A 16255-nucleotide genomic window follows, 5' to 3' on the forward strand; every position below is an offset into this window, starting at 1 on the left:
CAGTCGTCGCCCCGGCCTTGAGCCGGGGCCCTGCTTCTTCTGGACCGTGGGCGTAAGAAGCCGGACCCCGGATGAGGTCCGGCGTGACGAGTGCAAGGGCAAGGGCAAGGGCAAGGGCAAGGGCCTTTGCCTCCGCGACGCCTCGGCGTAGGCAGCGACGATGTTCCCGCTGCCCCACCCGATGCGTGTCGCGCTCGATGCCGCCCGCGATGCGGCGCATGCCGGCGAGGTGCCGGTCGGCGCGGTCGTCGTTCATGCCGGGCAGATCGTCGCCGTCGCCGCCAACGCCCCGCGCCGCTTATGCGACCCGACCGCCCATGCCGAAATGCTGGCGATCCGCGCCGCCGCGACGGTGCTCGGTCGCGACCGGCTCGAGGAGTGCGACCTGTGGGTCACGCTCGAGCCCTGCGCGATGTGCGCTGGCGCGATCGCTCATGCCCGCATCGCGCGGCTCTATTATGGCGCCGACGATGCCAAGGGCGGCGCGGTCGAGCATGGTCCGCGCTTCTTCACCCAGCCGACCTGCCACCACCGCCCCGAGCTGTTTACCGGCATCGGGGCGGGGGGAAGCGACGGCGCTATTGCGCGACTTCTTCGCGGCTCGGCGCTGATCAGCGCGGCGGCAGATCGTTCTGCGAGATCGGGACGATCTTGATCTCGACCCGGCGGTTCTCGGCACGCCCGGCCTCGGTTTCGTTCGAGGCGATCGGCTGCGTCTCGCCGAACCCGCGCGCCGCGATCCGCGCCGCCTGCACGCCATGGCTCGACAGATAGTCCGCCACCGATCGCGCACGCCGCTCCGACAGGTCCTGATTGTACGAATCGCTGCCGGTCGAATCGGTGTGGCCGTACACGTCGACATAGGTTTCGCGGTAATCGGCGAGCACGCCGGCGACCTTGTCGAGCGTCGCGCGGAACTGCGGCTGCACGTTCGCCGAATTGTACGCGAAGTTGATCCCCGACGGAATGTTGAGCAGCAGATCGTCGCCCTGACGCGTCACTTCCACGTCCGTGCCGCGCGTCCGCTCGCGCAATTCGCGCTCCTGCTTGTCCATATAGGCGCCGATCCCGGCACCGGCGATGCCGCCGAGCCCCGCGCCGATGATCTTCTCGGTCCGGTCGCGCCGCCCGCCGACCAGATCGCCGAGCAGATACCCGCCCAGCGCGCCGCCAATCCCGCCGATCGCCGTCTTCGAAATGCGCCGCTCGCCGGTATCCGGGTCGGTCGTACAGGCCGAGACGGCCACCAGCGACACGCACGCCAGCGCGGCAGCCAGCTTCGACGACAGCTTCATCTTCTTCCCTTTCAACGCCTGATGTCGGTCAACCCGACGCCCCGACACAATGTTCCGCCTGCGCACTGAATGGTGCGTGAAGCGCGGCAGCAACAATTTCGCGATTGTCGCGCGCCCGCTTTGCCGCCAAGAGGGAGGCACACCATGCTACCGCCGTTCCCCTGGGTCGACGTCATCATCATCCTCGCGCTCGTCGCGCTCAATGGCGTCTTCGCCATGAGCGAACTGGCGATCGTCTCGGCACGCCGTGCGCGGCTGGAGGCGATGGCGCGCAGCGGGCGACGCGGCGCCGCCACTGCGATCGAGCTGGCGGCGGACCCCGGCAAATTCCTGTCGACCGTCCAGATCGGCATCACCCTGATCGGCATCGGCACCGGCGCCTATTCGGGCGCGAGCCTCGGCACACCGGTCGCCGCGCGCTTCGAGGCGCTGGGGCTGGCGCATGAAACCGCGCTCAGCGCCGGCTTCGCGCTGGTGATCGCGCTCACCACTTATGCCTCGCTGATCGTCGGTGAACTCGTTCCCAAGCAGTTCGCGCTGCGCAAGCCCGAGGCGGTCGCTGCGCTGGTCGCCCAGCCGATGTGGTGGCTGGCGCGGCTGACGAAGCCGATCGTCTGGGTGCTCGACGCGAGCAGCGCCTTGCTGTTCCGTCTGTTGGGGCTCAACCGCGAGAATGAGGAGCAGGTCACCGCCGAGGAACTGCACCTGATCGTCGCCGAGGCGAGCAAGTCCGGCGTGATCGAGGAGCATGAACGCTCGATCATCTCGGGGGTGGTGCGGCTGGCCGATCGCCCGGTGCGCGAGGTCATGACCCCGCGCACCGAGGTCGACTGGCTCGACATTTCGCTCGACGACGCCGCGATCCGCGTCAAGCTGCGCGAGACGCCGCACAGCCGCCTGCCGGTCGCGCGCGGCTCGATCGATTCGGTGGTCGGCGTGGTACAGGCGCGCGACGTCGCCGCGGCGCTGTTCCGCGATGAGACGCTCGACCTCGAAAAGCTGGTCCGCAAGGCGCCGGTGGTGATCGACCAGATCGATGCGATGGACGCGCTCGACGCGCTGCGGCGTGCCGAGGTGCCGATGGCGCTGATCCACGACGAATACGGACATTTCGAGGGGATCGTCACGCCCGCGAACCTGCTTGCGGCGATCGCGGGCGAGTTCCTGTCCGACATCGATCCGGAGGAAAGCCCCAATGTCGTGATCCGCGACGACGGCTCGCTGCTGGTCGCCGGCACGATGGCCGCCGATGCGCTCGCCGAGCGACTGGGGATCGACCTGCCCGAGGACCGCGACTATGCCACCGTCGCCGGGCTTGCCCTGGCGGCGTTCCGCAAGCTGCCCGAAGAGGGTGAGAGCTTCGAGGAACAGGGCTGGCGGTTCGAGGTGGTCGATCTCGACGGCCGGCGGATCGACAAACTGCTCGTCAGCGAGGCGTGAGGCTTCCGCATTCGTCATCCCTGACGTGATCCGGGACCCCATCAAGTCCCGGCCGCCGAAGGATGCAAAATCCCCCAGCCGGCACCCCGGCGAAGGCCGGGGCCCAGTTGGGAAGGCCTGCGAAATAAGGCGCGACCTACATCATCAGCGTCCCCCAACTGGGCCCCGGCCTTCGCCGGGGTGACGATGAGAAACGGTTCAAGCCGGATGGATCAAGCTCCAGGGAAAGGCCGTGGTAAGGGAGCGCTGTGCGTGGTCGCGAAGGTCGCGGGACCGGACCCCCGCCTCGGCCGAGCTGACATGCAGCCGCCGCTAGCCCGCCGCCGCAACCTCCAGCACCTCGATCGCCTCCTCACGCCCGTTGAACGCGACCAGCTCGCCCGCCTCAGCCCCCATCAGCGCGCGCGCCAGCGGGGCGGAGAAGGACAGCAACCCCGCCGGCGGATCGGCCTCGTCGTCGCCGACCAGCGTCACCGCGCGCTCCTTGCCCGCCAGCACGAACCGCACCCGGCTGCCGAACCCGACCACGCCGTCACCGCGCGGCGCGGTGTCGATCGCGGTCGCGCGCCGCGTCTTCCAGTAGCGCAGGTCGCGCGCGATCGGCTTCGCCGCCTCGGCATCGGGGGTCGCCGCCAGCGCCGCCTCCAACTCGACCACACGCGCCTCGATCAGCGCGCGCCCGCGCGGCGTGACCAGATTGGGGCCGGGCGGGATCGGCAGCTCGAACTTGGGTTCGAGATGTTCGTCATCGCTCTCGCGACGAAAGGCGACGCTCATCCGAGTTTGCCGAACTGCGCTTCATAACCGGCGCGATCGCCCTGCGCGAGCAGCCGCGCCTGTTCACGCCAGCGGTCGCGCTCCATGCGGCCCTGAAATACGCCGAGCTGCGCATCGAGCTGTTCGGCCTCGGCATCGTCGAGCCACGCCAGCTGGTCGAGCCGCGTGATCCCCAGCTCGGACAGCCGCGTCGCGATCTTCGGGCCGAGCCCCTTGAGGATCGTCACCGATTGCGCGCCATCCTCGGCGGGAGCGACCGGGGCGTCGGCGGCGACGCTGGCCGGCGACGCATCGAGCGGCGCGGCCGCGGCGATCGGCTCGTCGGGAAGCGCCGACTGATTGTCGTCCGCGACGTGCTCGGCCGAAAGGGGCGCGATCGGTACGGGAGCGGGCGGAGGTGCGACGGGGGAGGGGGCAATAGTCGGCGCAGGTGCCGTGGGAGCAGGAGCCGCCTCTGTGACGACCGGCGAGCCACCCTCGGCGGTGTTCGTCGCCTCGACGCCCTCCGCCTTCAGCTCCTCGATCCGCCGCTGCTCTTCCGCTTCGGCGGCGCGGCGCTGGCGTTTCAGCCGCGCGCCCCATACCATCGCGATGATCGTGAGCACGGCGAGGATCGCGACCAGCACGAGCGCGATCGTGACGAGCACGCCATTCTGGGAAATGGGATCGAGATCGAAGCTACCTGAGTTCATGAGCCGGTCCTGCGCCGAAAGTGCTGCCCGCTCAACCGTCGATCACCGCCTTGGCTCCGATGTCGTGACGGAAGAAGCCGGTCGGGAAGTCGACCTTCCCCACCGCGGCATAGGCGGCCCGCTGCGCGGCGGGCACATCGGTGCCGGTGGCGGTCACGGCGAGCACGCGCCCGCCCGCCGACACCAACTGCCCGTCCTTCAACGCCGTCCCCGCCTGGAACACCACCGCGCCGTCCCCCTGCGCGGCGTTGATCCCGGCGATCGTGCCGCCGGTGCGCGGCGTCCCCGGATAATTCTCCGCCGCCATCACCACGGTCAGCGCAACGTCGTCGGAGAATTCTGGCGCGGGCGCGTCGGCCAGCCGCCCCTCGGCGACCGCGAGCAGCAGCGCGGCGAGATCGCCGTCGTAGCGCATCATCAACACCTGACATTCGGGATCGCCGAAGCGGACGTTATATTCGATCAGCTTGGGGCCGTCGGCGGTCAGCATCAGCCCGGCATAGAGCACGCCGACATAGGGCGTGCCCGCGGCGGCGAGACAATCGATCGTCGGCCGGACGATCTCGCCGAGCGCGCGTTCCTCCAGTTCAGGCGTCAGCACCGCCGCCGGGCTGTACGCGCCCATCCCGCCAGTATTGGGGCCGGTGTCGCCGTCGCCGACGCGCTTGTGGTCCTGCGCCGAGCCGAAGGCGGCGGTGGTGGTGCCGTCGGACAGCACGAACAGGCTCGCCTCCGGCCCCTCGAGCATCTCCTCGATCACCGCCTCGACCGGGCCGTGCGCATAGAGGTCGGCGATCGCCGCCTCGGCCTCGGCGCGCGTGGTGGCGACCACGACGCCCTTGCCGGCCGCCAGCCCGTCGGCCTTGATGACGCAAGCGTCGCCGAAATCATCGAGGCAGGCGAGCGCGCCGTCCTTCGAGGTGACGCGGAAATAGCGCGCGGTCGGAATGCCCATCCGCGCGCACAGATCCTTGGTGAAGCCCTTCGATCCCTCCAGCTTCGCCGCCTCGCGACCGGGGCCGAATACGGGCACGCCGATCGAGCGGACATTGTCGGCGAGGCCGTCGACCAGCGGCGCCTCCGGCCCGATCACGACCAGCGCGACGCGATGACGCCGCACGAAATCCACCACCGCGCGGTGATCGGTCACGTCCAGCTCGGCGATCGTCGCATGTTCGGCGATGCCAGGGTTGCCCGGCGCGGCGAAGAGCGTATCCAGCGTCGGAGACTGCGCCAGTTTCCAGGCGAGCGCATGTTCGCGTCCCCCCGAACCCACCAGCAGGATGTTCATGGCCGACCCCCTTTACGATACTCAGGCGGGGCGGCTGGTAGCCGAGCCGACGCCCGGCGACAATGCGATGGCGCTCAGCGTCGGCGAACTGTCGGGTAGATTGAAGCGGATGGTCGAGGGCGAGTTCGGCCATGTCCGGCTGCGCGGCGAGATTTCGGGCTACAAGCGCGCCACCTCCGGGCATCTGTACCTCTGCCTCAAGGACGAGAGCGCGGTCATCGACGGCGTGATGTGGAAAGGCAGCGCGGGCGGGCTGGCGTTCCGCCCCGAGGACGGCGTCGAGGTGGTCGCGACCGGGCGGCTGACCACCTATCCCGGCCGCTCCAAATATCAGATCATCATCGAGCGGATGGAGCTGGCGGGCGCGGGGGCGCTGATGGCGCTGCTCGAAAAGCTCAAGGTCAAGCTGGCGGGCGAGGGGCTGTTCGACGCCACGCGCAAGCAGCCGCTGCCGTTCCTGCCGCGCGTGATCGGCGTCGTCACCTCGCCGACCGGCGCGGTGATCCGCGACATCCTCCACCGTCTGGAGGACCGCTGCCCGACGCACGTGATCGTGTGGCCGGTCAAGGTGCAGGGTGCCGGTGCGGCTGAAGAGGTCGCGGCCGCGGTGCGCGGCTTCGACGCATTGCCCGCGGGTGGTCCGATCCCGCGTCCCGATCTGGTGATCGTCGCGCGCGGCGGCGGCTCGATCGAGGATCTGTGGGCGTTCAACGAGGAAGCGGTGGTGCGCGCGGTCGCCGGCTGTTCGATCCCGATCATCTCGGCGGTCGGGCACGAGACCGACACGACCCTGTGCGATCATGCCGCCGACCTGCGCGCGCCGACCCCGACCGCGGCGGCGGAGATCGCGGTGCCGGTGCTCGCCGAGCTGCGGCTGTCGCTCGACGCGATGGCGAACCGCACGCAGCGCTGCGCGCGCCGCTATGTCGAGCGCGGACGCGAGCAGCTGGCGGCACTGGTGCGGGTGATGCCGACGCGCGATCGGTTGCTCGGCCCGCAGCGCCAGCGGCTCGACGATCTTGGGATGCGCGGCGACCGCGCGCTGGAACGGCGTGTCGCGCGCGCGCGCGGCGAGCTGACCCATGCGGCCGGCGCGATCCGCCCCGCGACGCTCGAGCGGCGGCTAGAGGCAGCGCGGCGGCGGCTCGCCGACATCGGGCGGCTCGTCGACAGCCTCAACCCCGACCGCATCCTCGAACGCGGCTATGCGCGCGTCGAGGCGGCGGCGGGCGGCACCGTCACCACCGCCGAAGCGGCGCGCGCGGCGGGTGCGCTCGCCTTACGCTTCCGCGACGGGGCGGTGGCGGTGCAGGTCGACGGGAGCACGAAGCCGGAGGCAAAGGTTGAGCGCAGCCCGCGCCGCGCCTATCCTGACAAACCCGAGCAGCCCCGCCTGATCTGAGAGCCCGCCACCGATGCTGATGTCCCACACCGACCGCCCCGCCAAATTGCACTATATGGCCAATGGCTTCCGCATTCTGGCGCCGGGCGATCATGTGTTGTGCGCGGTTAGTGGCGCGCGGATCGCGCTGGAGGATTTGCGCTATTGGGACGTCGCGACGCAGCGGCCGTTCGCCAGCGGCGCGATCGCGATGGAGGAGCTGGCGCCGCGGTGATGCGCCTGACGCCGCTGTTCGCGATCGTCGCCGCGCTGCCGCAGGCACTCGCGGCGGCGCCGTTCGGCCTCCCTGACGGGCTGCGGCAGGGTGCTTTGGTGCTCGGCACCGCCCCCGCCGGCACGACCCGCCTGACGCTCGACGGCGCGCCGGTGGCGGTCGCGCCCGACGACCGCTTCGTGATCGCCTTCGACCGCGACGCCAGGCCGCAGGCGCTGCTCACCGCGACTCTCGCTGACGGCACGACGCAGACCGCCACGCTGACGATCGCGCCCGGCGACTGGCGGATCGAGCGCCTGCAGACCTTGCGCAAGATCCCGGTGCCGAGCGCCGAGTTTGCCGCCAAACGGTCCGGCGAACTGGCGCAGATCGTCGCCGCGCGCGCGACCGACAGCGAGGCGGACGGCTGGCGGCAGCGCTTCGTCTGGCCGGCGCAGGGGCGCATCTCCGGGCTGTTCGGCGCGCAGCGCATCTATGCCGGCGAGCCGGGCAGCTATCATGGCGGCGTCGATGTCGCGAAGCCGGAGGGCGCGGAGGTGGTCGCGCCGGCCGACGGCGTGGTCACGCTCGCCGCCGATCCGCCGTTCACGCTCGAAGGGCGCCTACTGATCCTCGACCACGGACATGGCGTGACCAGCGCGTTCCTCCACTTGTCGCGGATCGACGTGCGCGTCGGCGCGCGGGTGCGGCAGGGGCAGCCGCTCGGGCTGGTCGGCCGCACCGGCCGCGCCACCGGGCCGCACCTGCACTGGGCGATGACGTGGAACGGCGCGCGGATCGACCCGTTGCTGGTCGCGGGACCGATGCCGCCCGCGTGACCACCCCGCCATTCCCGCGCAGGCGGGAATCCAGAACCTCTGACGTCTCGGCTCTTACGAAGACCTGCGCGTCTGGATTCCCGCCTACGCGGGAATGACGAACTACGGCGCTGGCACCATCACCTCGATCACCCCCGCCGCGACATGCGCGGTGACGGGTGTATGCGCCAGCACCTCGCCGTCGATCGAGATCGGTAGCGGCGGATCGGTGCGCACCCTGATCGACTTGCCCGAGAAGCTGACCGTATCGTGATGCCGCTCGCTGCGCCCGAGGAAGCTGTACGCCCAGTTGCGCACCAGCCGGCGCTTGTAATGCCCCTTCACCGCCTGCACGACGATCTCGCCCGAGGCGATCCCGGCCTCGTCGACCAGCCACGTACCGCCGTGATACGGCCCGTTCGAGATCCGCACCTCGACCACGCGCAGTCTCTTCTCGCCAGATCCGTCGTCGACATAGAGCGTGAACGGCTTGAACCGCGTCAGCTGATAGCCCGCCCAGCCGAGATAGCCGATCCGCCCCGCCACTTTCTTCAGATTGTGCGGCACCGTCTCGGCGATCTGCGGGCTCAGCCCCATCGCCGCGCAATTGGCGAAATAATCGTCGTCGATCATGCCGAGGTCGATCCGCTTCGCCACCCCGTCGCGCAGCACGTCGATCGCGCCATCGATGTCGAGCGGCAGCCCCAGCGAGCGCGCGAAACTGTTCGCGGTGCCGAGCGGCAGAACGCCGAGGATCACGTCATGCCCGACCAGCAGGTCGACCAGCCCGCTGATCGTCCCGTCGCCGCCGCCGAGGATCACCAGATCGGGTTTCTTCTCGAGCGCCTTGCGCACCGTCCTGTCGAGATGCTTGGGGTCTTTGACCGCGTAGGGCGTCACCCCGAACGGCAGGTCGCGCAGTCGTCGGCACGCGCGCCGGAACAGCTTGCGGCCACGCCGCGACTTGGCGTTGACGATCAGGGCGGCGGCGCGGATCTCTCTCATGACCCATTCAACGCACCAGCGCGCGTTTCGCCTCCGTAACGCTTGCATGGACTCGCGGATTGCGGGAAAGCGCACCCCATGCACGCCGCTTATCCCGCGTTGCGCTTGCGCCGCACCCGTGCCGCCGCCTGGAGCCGCCGGCTCCACGCCGAGAATGTGCTCACCCCGGCCGATCTGATCTGGCCGCTGTTCATCACCGAGGGGCACGACGTCGAGGAACCGATCGCCGCGCTCCCCGGCGTGTCGCGCTGGTCGGTGGACCGGATCGTCGCGCGCGCGAAGGAAGCCGCAACGCTCGGCATCCCGTGCCTCGCGCTCTTCCCCAACACGCAACCCGGCCGCCGTAGCGACGATGGCGCGGAGGCGCTCAATCCCGACAATCTGATGTGTCAGGCGTTGCGCGCGATCAAGGATGCGGTGCCCGAGATCGGCCTGCTCACCGACGTCGCGCTCGATCCCTATACGACCCACGGCCATGACGGGCTGGTCGACGCGCGCGGCTATGTCACCAACGACAGCACCGTCGATGCGCTGGTGCAGCAGGCGCTCAACCAGGCCCGCAACGGCTCGGACGTGATCGCGCCCAGCGACATGATGGACGGCCGCGTCGGGCTGATCCGCACCGCGCTGGAGCAGGAGGGGTTCGTCAATGTCCAGATCATGGCCTATGCCGCCAAATATGCCTCGGCCTTCTACGGCCCGTTCCGCGACGCGGTCGGCACCCGCGGCTTGTTGAAGGGCAACAAGGCAACGTACCAGATGGACCCGGCCAATGCCGAGGAAGCGCTGCGCGAGGTCGGGCTCGATCTCGCCGAGGGCGCCGACAGCGTGATGGTCAAGCCCGGCCTGCCGTATCTCGACATCGTCGCCAAGGTGAAGCAGGCGTTCGCGGTGCCGGTGTTCGCCTATCAGGTATCGGGGGAATATGCGCTGATCGAGGCCGCGGTGGCGGCGGGCGCGGCGGATCGCGACGCGATGGTGCTGGAAACGCTGCTGGCGTTCAAGCGCGCCGGTTGTTCGGGCGTGCTGACCTATCACGCGCCGCTGGCGGCGCGGCTGCTCGGCGCGTGATCGAAACCGTCCGCCTGATCCTGCGGATGCCGACGCCCGCGGATCACGCGGCGCTGTTCGCGATGTGGCGCGATCCGTTGGTCACCGCCGACCTCGGCGGGCCGAAGGATCAGGCGGCGTGCCTCGCGGTGCTCGAACGCCACGCCGCCTATGCCCCGCTCGGCTTCGGCGTGGTCGAGCGCCGTGACGATGGGCAGGTGATCGGCCACGTCGGGCTCAAGCCGGGCGCGCCCGACACGCCGATCGAGGGCTTGCTGGAGATCGGCTGGATGATCGGCCGCGACTGGTGGGGGGCGGGCTACGCCCCCGAGGCGGCGGCGGCGTGGCTCGACTGGGCATGGGTGAACCGCGACGACGCGGCGGTGTATGCGATCACCGGGCGGCGCAACGTCGCGAGCCAGCGCGTCATGGCGCGGCTCGGGATGCGGCCGGTGCCCGCGATGGATTTCATGCACCCGAAATACCCCCACGACCCGGCGCTCGCCGATAGCGTGACGTACCGGATCGATCGCCCGTGATGGAACGGACGCCGCTGAGTTTGTTTCGTCGGTATCGTCGGTCCTAGTAGCTAAACATCCTCCTGTTTGTCGCCCCGGACTTGATCCGGGGCCCCGCTCCTTCTTTCCGAAGAGGCTGGAGTGTGATCGATCGAAGCTGAAGCGTCACTTCGGCGAACGCCGGGACCCAGTTGGGGGACGCTGATGATGTAGGTCGCGCCCAACTTCGTCGGCCTTACCAACTGGGCCTTGGCCTTCGCCGGGGTGACGATGGGAAACAATTCAGGCCGGATGGATCAAATTCTAGAAGCGGGATCCCGGATCAAATGCGGGATGACCAACGCGGAGAGGGAACCGCCGAACGTTAATTGCCCCAGCGTGGGTGAGGCGATAGCGGACGTTGATGTCACGAACAGGAATGCGGCATGTGCCTGACATGGACTATTTGCACGCGGTGCACCTGCTCGATCCGGCGCTTACCGACAGCATGACCTACCGGATCGACCGTCCATGATCGTTACCGAACGCCTGATCCTGCGCGCGTGGCGCGAGGAGGACCTCGCGCCGTTTCATGCCATGGGGCAGGACGCCGAGGTGATGCGCTACCTCGGCCCGCCGACCACCGACGCCGGCGCGCGGGCCATGCTGCGCGAGGCGAACGAGACCGAACAAGCCTTCGGACGATGCTTTTGGGCGGTCGAGCGGCGCGCGGATCACGCCTTCATCGGCTTCTGCGGCGTCGAGCCCGGCCCGGCGGGCAGCCCGATCGCGGGAGCGCCCGAGATCGGCTGGCGCCTCGCGCGCGCAACGTGGGGGCAGGGGCTGGCGAGCGAAGCGGCGCGCGCGGTGCTGGCCGCCGAATGGGAGCGCGGCACCGACACGGTCTATGCGATCACCGTCCCCGCCAATCGCCGCAGCCGCGCGCTGATGGAGCGGCTCGGCATCACGCGCGTTGAGGACGGTGACTTCGACCACCCCGATCTTGCCCCGCACAGTCCCTTGCGCCGCCATGTCCTCTACCGCATCGACCGCCCCGCTGAATGACTGACGCCACCACGGCGCGGGGACGGGGGCTGTTCGTCGTCACGATCCTGACGGGATCGTTCCTGCTGTTCCTCGTCCAGCCGATGATCGCACGCATCGCGCTGCCCCGTCTGGGCGGCGCGCCGGCGGTGTGGAACTCGGCGATGCTCGTCTATCAGGCGCTGTTGCTGGGCGGGTACGGCTATGCGCATCTGCTCGGGCGGATCGCGCCGCGCCGGCAGGGCCTCGTTCACCTGCTCGTGCTGCTCGCTGCCTGCGCCTTCCTGCCGATCGGGCTCAGCGACCGCGTGCTCCCCGCCGGGGCCGAGCCGGCCCTGTGGGTGCCGTACCTGTTCGTCGTTTCGATCGGGCCGCTGTTCTTCGCGGTGTCGGCGCAGGCGCCGCTGATGCAGCGCTGGTTCGCCAGCGCCCGGCCCGCCACCGATCCCTATGCGCTTTATGCCGCGTCCAATTTCGGCAGCTTCGCCGGGCTGCTCGCCTTTCCGCTGCTCGTCGAGCCGCTGCTCAGCGTCTCGCGGCAGCGCTGGCTGTGGAGCGCCGGCTATCTGTTGCTGATCGTGCTCGTCGCGGCCTGTGCGCGGCTGTTGCCCGCCGGCCGCGAGCCGGCGCGCGCGCAGGCGCTCGATCCGGCACCCGGCCGGGCGCGGGTGGCGCGCTGGATCGCGCTCGGCTTCGTGCCGTCGGGGATGATGCTCGCGACCAGCACCTTCGTCAGCACCGATCTGGTCGCGATGCCGCTGCTGTGGGTCATCCCGTTGTCGCTCTATCTGCTCAGTTTCTCGATCGCTTTCGCCGCGCGACGCGGGGCGGCCGACCTGCTGACGAGCAGCGCGCCGGTGACGATCGTGCTGTTCGGCGGCGTGCTGATGGGCGGCTTTGCCGAACGCGCGACGTTCAGCGCGATCACCGCGCTGATCCTGCTTTTCATGATCTCGGTCGCGCTTCACACCCAGCTCTACCGCCTGCGGCCCGAGCCGGCGCGATTGACCGGCTTCTATCTCGGCATGTCGTTCGGCGGCGCGCTGGGCGGGGTGTTCGCAGGGCTGATCGCGCCGACGCTGTTCGACTGGACGTGGGAATATCCGCTGCTGCTCATCGCCGCGGGCGCGCTGGTGCCGCAGACCTATCTGACCCCGGCGTTGCGCGCCTTCTGGCATCGCCGCGGGATGACGATCGCGGGCGCGGTGCTGATCGTCGGCGCGCTTTGCCTCGCGCTGCTGGTGCTGTCGCGCGATCCGACCGGCTTTCGCGAGGTGCGGCATCCAGGCGTGATCTTCACATTGGTCGCGCTCGCCGGACTGGTCTCGCTCGGCGCGCGCGTGCCGTATCTGCTGGTGCTGACCAGCGGGCTGCTGCTGTTCGGCGGCGTCCGCTCGCTGTCGCTCTCCCTCGAGCCCGGCGCGCGCGTCCGGAGCTATTTCGGCGTCTACACCGTCGCGGACGAGCCGCGCCGTCGCACCTTGATCCACGGCACCACGCTCCACGGCGTGCAGTTGACCGGCACCCCCGCGCGCGAGCGGACGCCGACGACCTATTACACGCCCGACTCGGGTGTCGGTCGCGTGATGCGGGCTGCGCCAATGCTGTTCGGGCCGGGCGCACGGATCGGCGTTGTCGGGCTCGGGACCGGGACGCTCGCCTGCTACGCGCAGCCGGGGCAGCGCTGGCGCTTTTACGAGATCGACCCGGCGATGGTGGCACTGACACGCACCCGACGCTTCACATTCGTCGCGGATTGCGCACCGGATGCGACGATGGTGCTGGGGGACGCGCGATTATCGCTCGAACACGCGTCCCCGGCGAGCCTCGACGTGCTCGCGCTCGACGCTTTTTCGTCCGATGCCGTCCCCATGCACCTCCTGACCCGCGAAGCTTTTGCCGGATACGCGCGCGTTCTGTCACCGCACGGCGTTCTGGCGGTCCATATTTCCAACCGCTTCGTCAATTTGCGCCCCGTCGTCGCCGCCGCCGCCCGCGCCGGCGAATGGCAGGCGCTGATCCTCGACCACCGCCCGTCACTGCTGCAGGAGGAGGAAACGCCGTCCTCCTGGGTGGTGATGACCCGTGACCCATGGACGCTCGCCTTGCTGGCAGGCGACGAGGGCGACTGGAAGAATCTGGTTCGCCGTCCGGGGTTTGCGCCGTGGACCGACGAATATGCCAGTATCCTGCCGCTGCTGACCTTCTAGGCGCCCGGTAGCGAAGCTGCGAGCGCGTCGATGCGGGTAGTCTGCGCCTGCGCGGTGGCGCGGGCCGCGGCAAGTGATTGTTCGAGGGCGGGATATGCCGGTTGCAACGCCGCCGCGCGCGTGCTGGCGAGCTCGTCGAGCGCGCCCACGCTGTCGCCATAGCTCGACCTGAGCGCGTCCAGATCGGCGATCGCGGTCTGCGCCGCGATCCACGCATCGCTGCCGACCTTCGCCCCCCTTGCGGCGCGCGCCAGCGTCTCCGCCTTCGCCGCGGCGCGGTCGAAGTCGCGCGCGGCGGCGGTGCCCTTCGCGGTGATCGCCGCCAATTTGCTATCCAGCGCAGGATCTTGCGCCGCGGGAGCGGGCGCCGGCGTCGCCGGCTCTGCAAAGCCGAGCTTCTCGACCGGACGGGGCGCGAGCGAGGGATAGACGGTCGGATCGCTCGCGCAGGCGGCAAGCAGGCAGAGCGGAGCGAGGGCGCGGAGCATGTTTTTTGCCTAGAGGCGCAAAAAAAGTGGCGCAATGCCCTTGCACGCATCCGATTCGCCGCGTAACAGCGCCGCTCCACAGGGCGCCCGTAGCTCAGCTGGATAGAGCATCAGACTACGAATCTGAGGGTCGGACGTTCGAATCGTTCCGGGCGCGCCACTTTCTCTCCTGAGGGAAAGTCGGTGGAAACAGAGGGGCAGCGCAAGCTGCCCCTTTTTTCATGCGCGTTGTTCAGGCGCTTGCATCGCTACAGTCTCCGATCGATCAGCCGCCTGCCGCCAGTATTGCGCGCGCTGCTTGCTGGTCTACCGTCCATTGCCGCCAACGCTTGCGCTGCCATGACGCGAAAGGCCGCGACGTGTCACCACGCGCGGCCTTCCTCATTCGCCGGAGCGATCGTGCTTACTCGGCGGCGACGCCCGCGCGCGAGAACATGTCGCCCGTCTCGCCCGGATCTTCGTTTGCGGCGGCGGTGACGACCTTCGCCTTCTGGCGCTTGTCGAAACTATCCCACACGTCGTTCCACTGCCCGCGCGTCGCGGCCTTGGAATATTCGGTCGCACGCGTCTCGAAGAAGTTCGCGTGCTCGACTCCGTTCAGCAGCGGCGTCAGCCACGGGATCGGATGCTCGTCGATCATGTAGATCGGCTTCAACCCCAATTGCCCCATTCGCCAATCGGCGATGTAGCGGATGTACTTCTTGATGTCCTTGGCGGTCATCCCGTTCACCGGCCCCATCTCGAAGGCGAGATCGATGAAATTGTCCTCCAGACGAATCGTCGTCTGGCAAACGTCGCCGATGTCGTCCTTCACCGCCTTGGTCAGGCACTGCCGCTCCGCGCAGAAAGTGTGGAACATCTTGATGATGCCCTCGCAATGCAGACTTTCATCGCGCACCGACCAGGTTACGATCTGTCCCATGCCCTTCATCTTGTTGAAGCGCGGGAAGTTCATCAGCATCGCGAAACTGGCGAACAACTGCACACCCTCGGTGAAGCCACCGAACATCGCCAGCGTCCGCGCGATGTCCTCGTCGCTGTCGACACCGAAGTTCTGCATGTAATCATGCTTCTCCTTCAGCTCGGCATATTCGAGGAACGCGCCATATTCGCTTTCCGGCATCCCGATCGTGTCGAGCAGGTGCGAATAAGCTGCGATGTGCACCGTCTCCATGTTGCTGAACGCGGTCAGCATCATCTTGACCTCGGTCGGCTTGAACACACGGCCATATTTCTCGTGGTAGCAATCCTGCACCTCGACGTCGGCCTGCGTGAAGAAGCGAAAGATCTGCGTCAGCAGGTTGCGCTCGTGATCGGTCAGCTTCTGCGCCCAGTCACGGCAATCCTCGCCGAGCGGCACTTCCTCCGGCAACCAGTGCAGCTGCTGCTGACGCTTCCAATATTCGAATGCCCACGGGTATTCGAAAGGCTTGTACTGCTTGGATGCCTGAAGAAGCGGCATGGTCTGCTCCGATTAGAGGTATTCACGAAAACGAATCAACGAACGAACAGAGTCAGGGATTTAGGCTCCACTGCCACATCGACCATGCCGACACAGCCAGCACGCTGCCGCCAGCCAGCGCCATTATCCCGGCCATGCGATAGACATACACGCGCGCCGGGCCTTGCGGATGGCGCAATTGCACCAGCAGCCACGTGCCTGCGAGCACGAAGACGGCGGCGACCGCGAACATGATCGCGGATTGCAGCGGCAGCGTTTCGATCATGCGACCAAAGCCGGTGCGGCGCGTTTGCCGCCCGAACCCAACCAAGGAGAACAGCAATGGTCGATGTCAGCCAGATCAAGGAACATGCCGAAGTGCTCGGCGCGGATGGCGTCCATGTCGGAACCGTCGATCACGTCGATGGTGACCGTATCAAGCTGACCAAGAACGATTCGCCATCCACGCAGGACGGCCAGGGCGCGAAGCACCATTACCTGCCGATCGGGCTGGTGGCGTCGGTGGACGGTGACACGGTGCACCTGTCGGCGACCGGCCAGAATGCGCAGGACCTGTTCGAAGAAGACGAATAACCGCGACGCCGCAGCGAC

The 16255-nt window shown here is 68.6% G+C and carries 17 protein-coding genes, 1 tRNA gene and 1 pseudogene; 11 read left to right on the plus strand and 8 right to left on the minus strand.

From position 1 onward, the window contains the following. Window positions 1-181: 181 nt before the first annotated feature. Window positions 182-611: pseudogene (locus PGN12_08845) on the plus strand (nucleoside deaminase). On the opposite strand, the gene PGN12_08850 reads toward PGN12_08845, so the two are convergent. Then, the gene (locus tag PGN12_08850) at window positions 612-1295 is read right to left on the minus strand and encodes an OmpA family protein (GenBank protein ID MEH3104000.1); all 684 of its coding nucleotides are present in this window, start codon (window positions 1293-1295) and stop codon (window positions 612-614) included. Between the two features lie 144 nt (window positions 1296-1439). On the opposite strand from PGN12_08850, the gene PGN12_08855 reads away from it, so the two are divergent. Continuing rightward, a complete protein-coding gene (locus PGN12_08855; protein MEH3104001.1) occupies window positions 1440-2735 on the plus strand; it encodes a hemolysin family protein in 1296 nt (431 codons plus the stop codon). Window positions 2736-3047: 312 nt separating this feature from the next. Here PGN12_08855 and PGN12_08860 read toward each other — a convergent pair whose 3' ends face one another. From PGN12_08860 to purD, 3 genes are read right to left on the minus strand one after another with little or no spacing between them, the layout of a single operon-like run. Further along, window positions 3048-3512: a GreA/GreB family elongation factor gene (locus tag PGN12_08860; GenBank protein ID MEH3104002.1), complete on the minus strand. Its 465-nt coding sequence runs from the start codon at window positions 3510-3512 to the stop codon at window positions 3048-3050. After that, complete coding sequence (locus PGN12_08865) at window positions 3509-4204, minus strand: hypothetical protein (GenBank protein MEH3104003.1); 696 nt, start codon at window positions 4202-4204, stop codon at window positions 3509-3511. The genes PGN12_08860 and PGN12_08865 overlap by 4 nt, the downstream gene beginning before the upstream one ends. A gap of 31 nt (window positions 4205-4235) precedes the next feature. Next, window positions 4236-5495, minus strand: a complete 1260-nt coding sequence (gene purD / locus PGN12_08870; protein ID MEH3104004.1) for a phosphoribosylamine--glycine ligase — start codon at window positions 5493-5495, stop codon at window positions 4236-4238. Here purD and xseA point away from each other — a divergent pair. From xseA to PGN12_08885, 3 genes are read left to right on the plus strand one after another with little or no spacing between them, the layout of a single operon-like run. Then, complete coding sequence (xseA, locus tag PGN12_08875; GenBank protein MEH3104005.1) at window positions 5494-6897, plus strand: exodeoxyribonuclease VII large subunit; 1404 nt, start codon at window positions 5494-5496, stop codon at window positions 6895-6897. The two genes, purD and xseA, sit on opposite strands and share 2 nt — an antisense overlap. 13 nt (window positions 6898-6910) lie before the next feature. Continuing rightward, window positions 6911-7111, plus strand: a complete 201-nt coding sequence (locus PGN12_08880) for a DUF2093 domain-containing protein (GenBank protein MEH3104006.1) — start codon at window positions 6911-6913, stop codon at window positions 7109-7111. Further along, window positions 7111-7929: a M23 family metallopeptidase gene (locus tag PGN12_08885; GenBank protein MEH3104007.1), complete on the plus strand. Its 819-nt coding sequence runs from the start codon at window positions 7111-7113 to the stop codon at window positions 7927-7929. Before PGN12_08880 ends, PGN12_08885 begins: the two co-directional genes overlap by 1 nt. Before the next feature lie 102 nt (window positions 7930-8031). Here the strand turns inward: PGN12_08885 and PGN12_08890 are convergent, their stop codons facing one another. Then, window positions 8032-8913, minus strand: coding sequence for a YegS/Rv2252/BmrU family lipid kinase (locus PGN12_08890; GenBank protein MEH3104008.1), 882 nt, complete (start codon window positions 8911-8913; stop codon window positions 8032-8034). 78 nt (window positions 8914-8991) lie between these two features. Here PGN12_08890 and hemB point away from each other — a divergent pair, with 78 nt between their 5' ends. The 4 genes from hemB (at window position 8992) to PGN12_08910 (ending at window position 13714) form a co-directional block, all read left to right on the plus strand. Beyond that, window positions 8992-9984: a porphobilinogen synthase gene (gene hemB, locus PGN12_08895; GenBank protein ID MEH3104009.1), complete on the plus strand. Its 993-nt coding sequence runs from the start codon at window positions 8992-8994 to the stop codon at window positions 9982-9984. After that, on the plus strand, window positions 9981-10502 hold the full coding sequence (locus PGN12_08900) for a GNAT family N-acetyltransferase (protein MEH3104010.1): 522 nt from the start codon (window positions 9981-9983) through the stop codon (window positions 10500-10502). Before hemB ends, PGN12_08900 begins: the two co-directional genes overlap by 4 nt. 489 nt (window positions 10503-10991) lie before the next feature. After that, entirely contained in the window at window positions 10992-11525 is a 534-nt protein-coding gene (locus PGN12_08905) for a GNAT family N-acetyltransferase (GenBank protein MEH3104011.1), read from the plus strand. Next, window positions 11522-13714: a fused MFS/spermidine synthase gene (locus tag PGN12_08910; protein ID MEH3104012.1), complete on the plus strand. Its 2193-nt coding sequence runs from the start codon at window positions 11522-11524 to the stop codon at window positions 13712-13714. Before PGN12_08905 ends, PGN12_08910 begins: the two co-directional genes overlap by 4 nt. On the opposite strand, the gene PGN12_08915 is transcribed toward PGN12_08910, so the two are convergent. Next, window positions 13711-14202, minus strand: a complete 492-nt coding sequence (locus PGN12_08915; protein ID MEH3104013.1) for a hypothetical protein — start codon at window positions 14200-14202, stop codon at window positions 13711-13713. The two genes, PGN12_08910 and PGN12_08915, sit on opposite strands and share 4 nt — an antisense overlap. 83 nt (window positions 14203-14285) lie before the next feature. Here PGN12_08915 and PGN12_08920 point away from each other — a divergent pair. Next, window positions 14286-14362 (plus strand) — tRNA-Arg (locus PGN12_08920). Between the two features lie 243 nt (window positions 14363-14605). On the opposite strand, the gene PGN12_08925 is transcribed toward PGN12_08920, so the two are convergent. Both PGN12_08925 and PGN12_08930 read right to left on the minus strand, forming a co-directional pair. After that, complete coding sequence (locus PGN12_08925) at window positions 14606-15664, minus strand: ribonucleotide-diphosphate reductase subunit beta (protein MEH3104014.1); 1059 nt, start codon at window positions 15662-15664, stop codon at window positions 14606-14608. Between the two features lie 52 nt (window positions 15665-15716). After that, on the minus strand, window positions 15717-15929 hold the full coding sequence (locus PGN12_08930) for a hypothetical protein (protein ID MEH3104015.1): 213 nt from the start codon (window positions 15927-15929) through the stop codon (window positions 15717-15719). A 56-nt stretch (window positions 15930-15985) separates the two neighbouring features. Between PGN12_08930 and PGN12_08935 the strand changes: the two genes are divergently transcribed. Continuing rightward, window positions 15986-16237 carry a DUF2171 domain-containing protein gene (locus tag PGN12_08935; protein ID MEH3104016.1) on the plus strand — a complete coding sequence of 84 codons (252 nt, stop codon included), beginning with the start codon at window positions 15986-15988 and terminating at the stop codon, window positions 16235-16237. The last annotated feature ends 18 nt before the right edge of the window (window positions 16238-16255 follow it).

The organism is Sphingomonas phyllosphaerae, from assembly GCA_036946405.1.
In the GTDB taxonomy this organism is placed as follows: domain Bacteria; phylum Pseudomonadota; class Alphaproteobacteria; order Sphingomonadales; family Sphingomonadaceae; genus Sphingomonas; species Sphingomonas phyllosphaerae_D.

What these genes read in the sequence shown, in the direction of transcription:
- PGN12_08850 (MEH3104000.1), bottom strand. Translation starts at nt 1,295, where the DNA reads ATGAAGCTGTCGTCGAAGCTGGCTGCCGCGCTGGCGTGCGTGTCGCTG.
- PGN12_08855 (MEH3104001.1), top strand. Translation starts at nt 1,440, where the DNA reads ATGCTACCGCCGTTCCCCTGGGTCGACGTCATCATCATCCTCGCGCTC.
- PGN12_08860 (MEH3104002.1), bottom strand. Translation starts at nt 3,512, where the DNA reads ATGAGCGTCGCCTTTCGTCGCGAGAGCGATGACGAACATCTCGAACCC.
- PGN12_08865 (MEH3104003.1), bottom strand. Translation starts at nt 4,204, where the DNA reads ATGAACTCAGGTAGCTTCGATCTCGATCCCATTTCCCAGAATGGCGTG.
- xseA (MEH3104005.1), top strand. Translation starts at nt 5,494, where the DNA reads ATGGCCGACCCCCTTTACGATACTCAGGCGGGGCGGCTGGTAGCCGAG.
- purD (MEH3104004.1), bottom strand. Translation starts at nt 5,495, where the DNA reads ATGAACATCCTGCTGGTGGGTTCGGGGGGACGCGAACATGCGCTCGCC.
- PGN12_08880 (MEH3104006.1), top strand. Translation starts at nt 6,911, where the DNA reads ATGCTGATGTCCCACACCGACCGCCCCGCCAAATTGCACTATATGGCC.
- PGN12_08885 (MEH3104007.1), top strand. Translation starts at nt 7,111, where the DNA reads ATGCGCCTGACGCCGCTGTTCGCGATCGTCGCCGCGCTGCCGCAGGCA.
- PGN12_08890 (MEH3104008.1), bottom strand. Translation starts at nt 8,913, where the DNA reads ATGAGAGAGATCCGCGCCGCCGCCCTGATCGTCAACGCCAAGTCGCGG.
- hemB (MEH3104009.1), top strand. Translation starts at nt 8,992, where the DNA reads ATGCACGCCGCTTATCCCGCGTTGCGCTTGCGCCGCACCCGTGCCGCC.
- PGN12_08905 (MEH3104011.1), top strand. Translation starts at nt 10,992, where the DNA reads ATGATCGTTACCGAACGCCTGATCCTGCGCGCGTGGCGCGAGGAGGAC.
- PGN12_08910 (MEH3104012.1), top strand. Translation starts at nt 11,522, where the DNA reads ATGACTGACGCCACCACGGCGCGGGGACGGGGGCTGTTCGTCGTCACG.
- PGN12_08915 (MEH3104013.1), bottom strand. Translation starts at nt 14,202, where the DNA reads ATGCTCCGCGCCCTCGCTCCGCTCTGCCTGCTTGCCGCCTGCGCGAGC.
- PGN12_08925 (MEH3104014.1), bottom strand. Translation starts at nt 15,664, where the DNA reads ATGCCGCTTCTTCAGGCATCCAAGCAGTACAAGCCTTTCGAATACCCG.
- PGN12_08930 (MEH3104015.1), bottom strand. Translation starts at nt 15,929, where the DNA reads ATGATCGAAACGCTGCCGCTGCAATCCGCGATCATGTTCGCGGTCGCC.
- PGN12_08935 (MEH3104016.1), top strand. Translation starts at nt 15,986, where the DNA reads ATGGTCGATGTCAGCCAGATCAAGGAACATGCCGAAGTGCTCGGCGCG.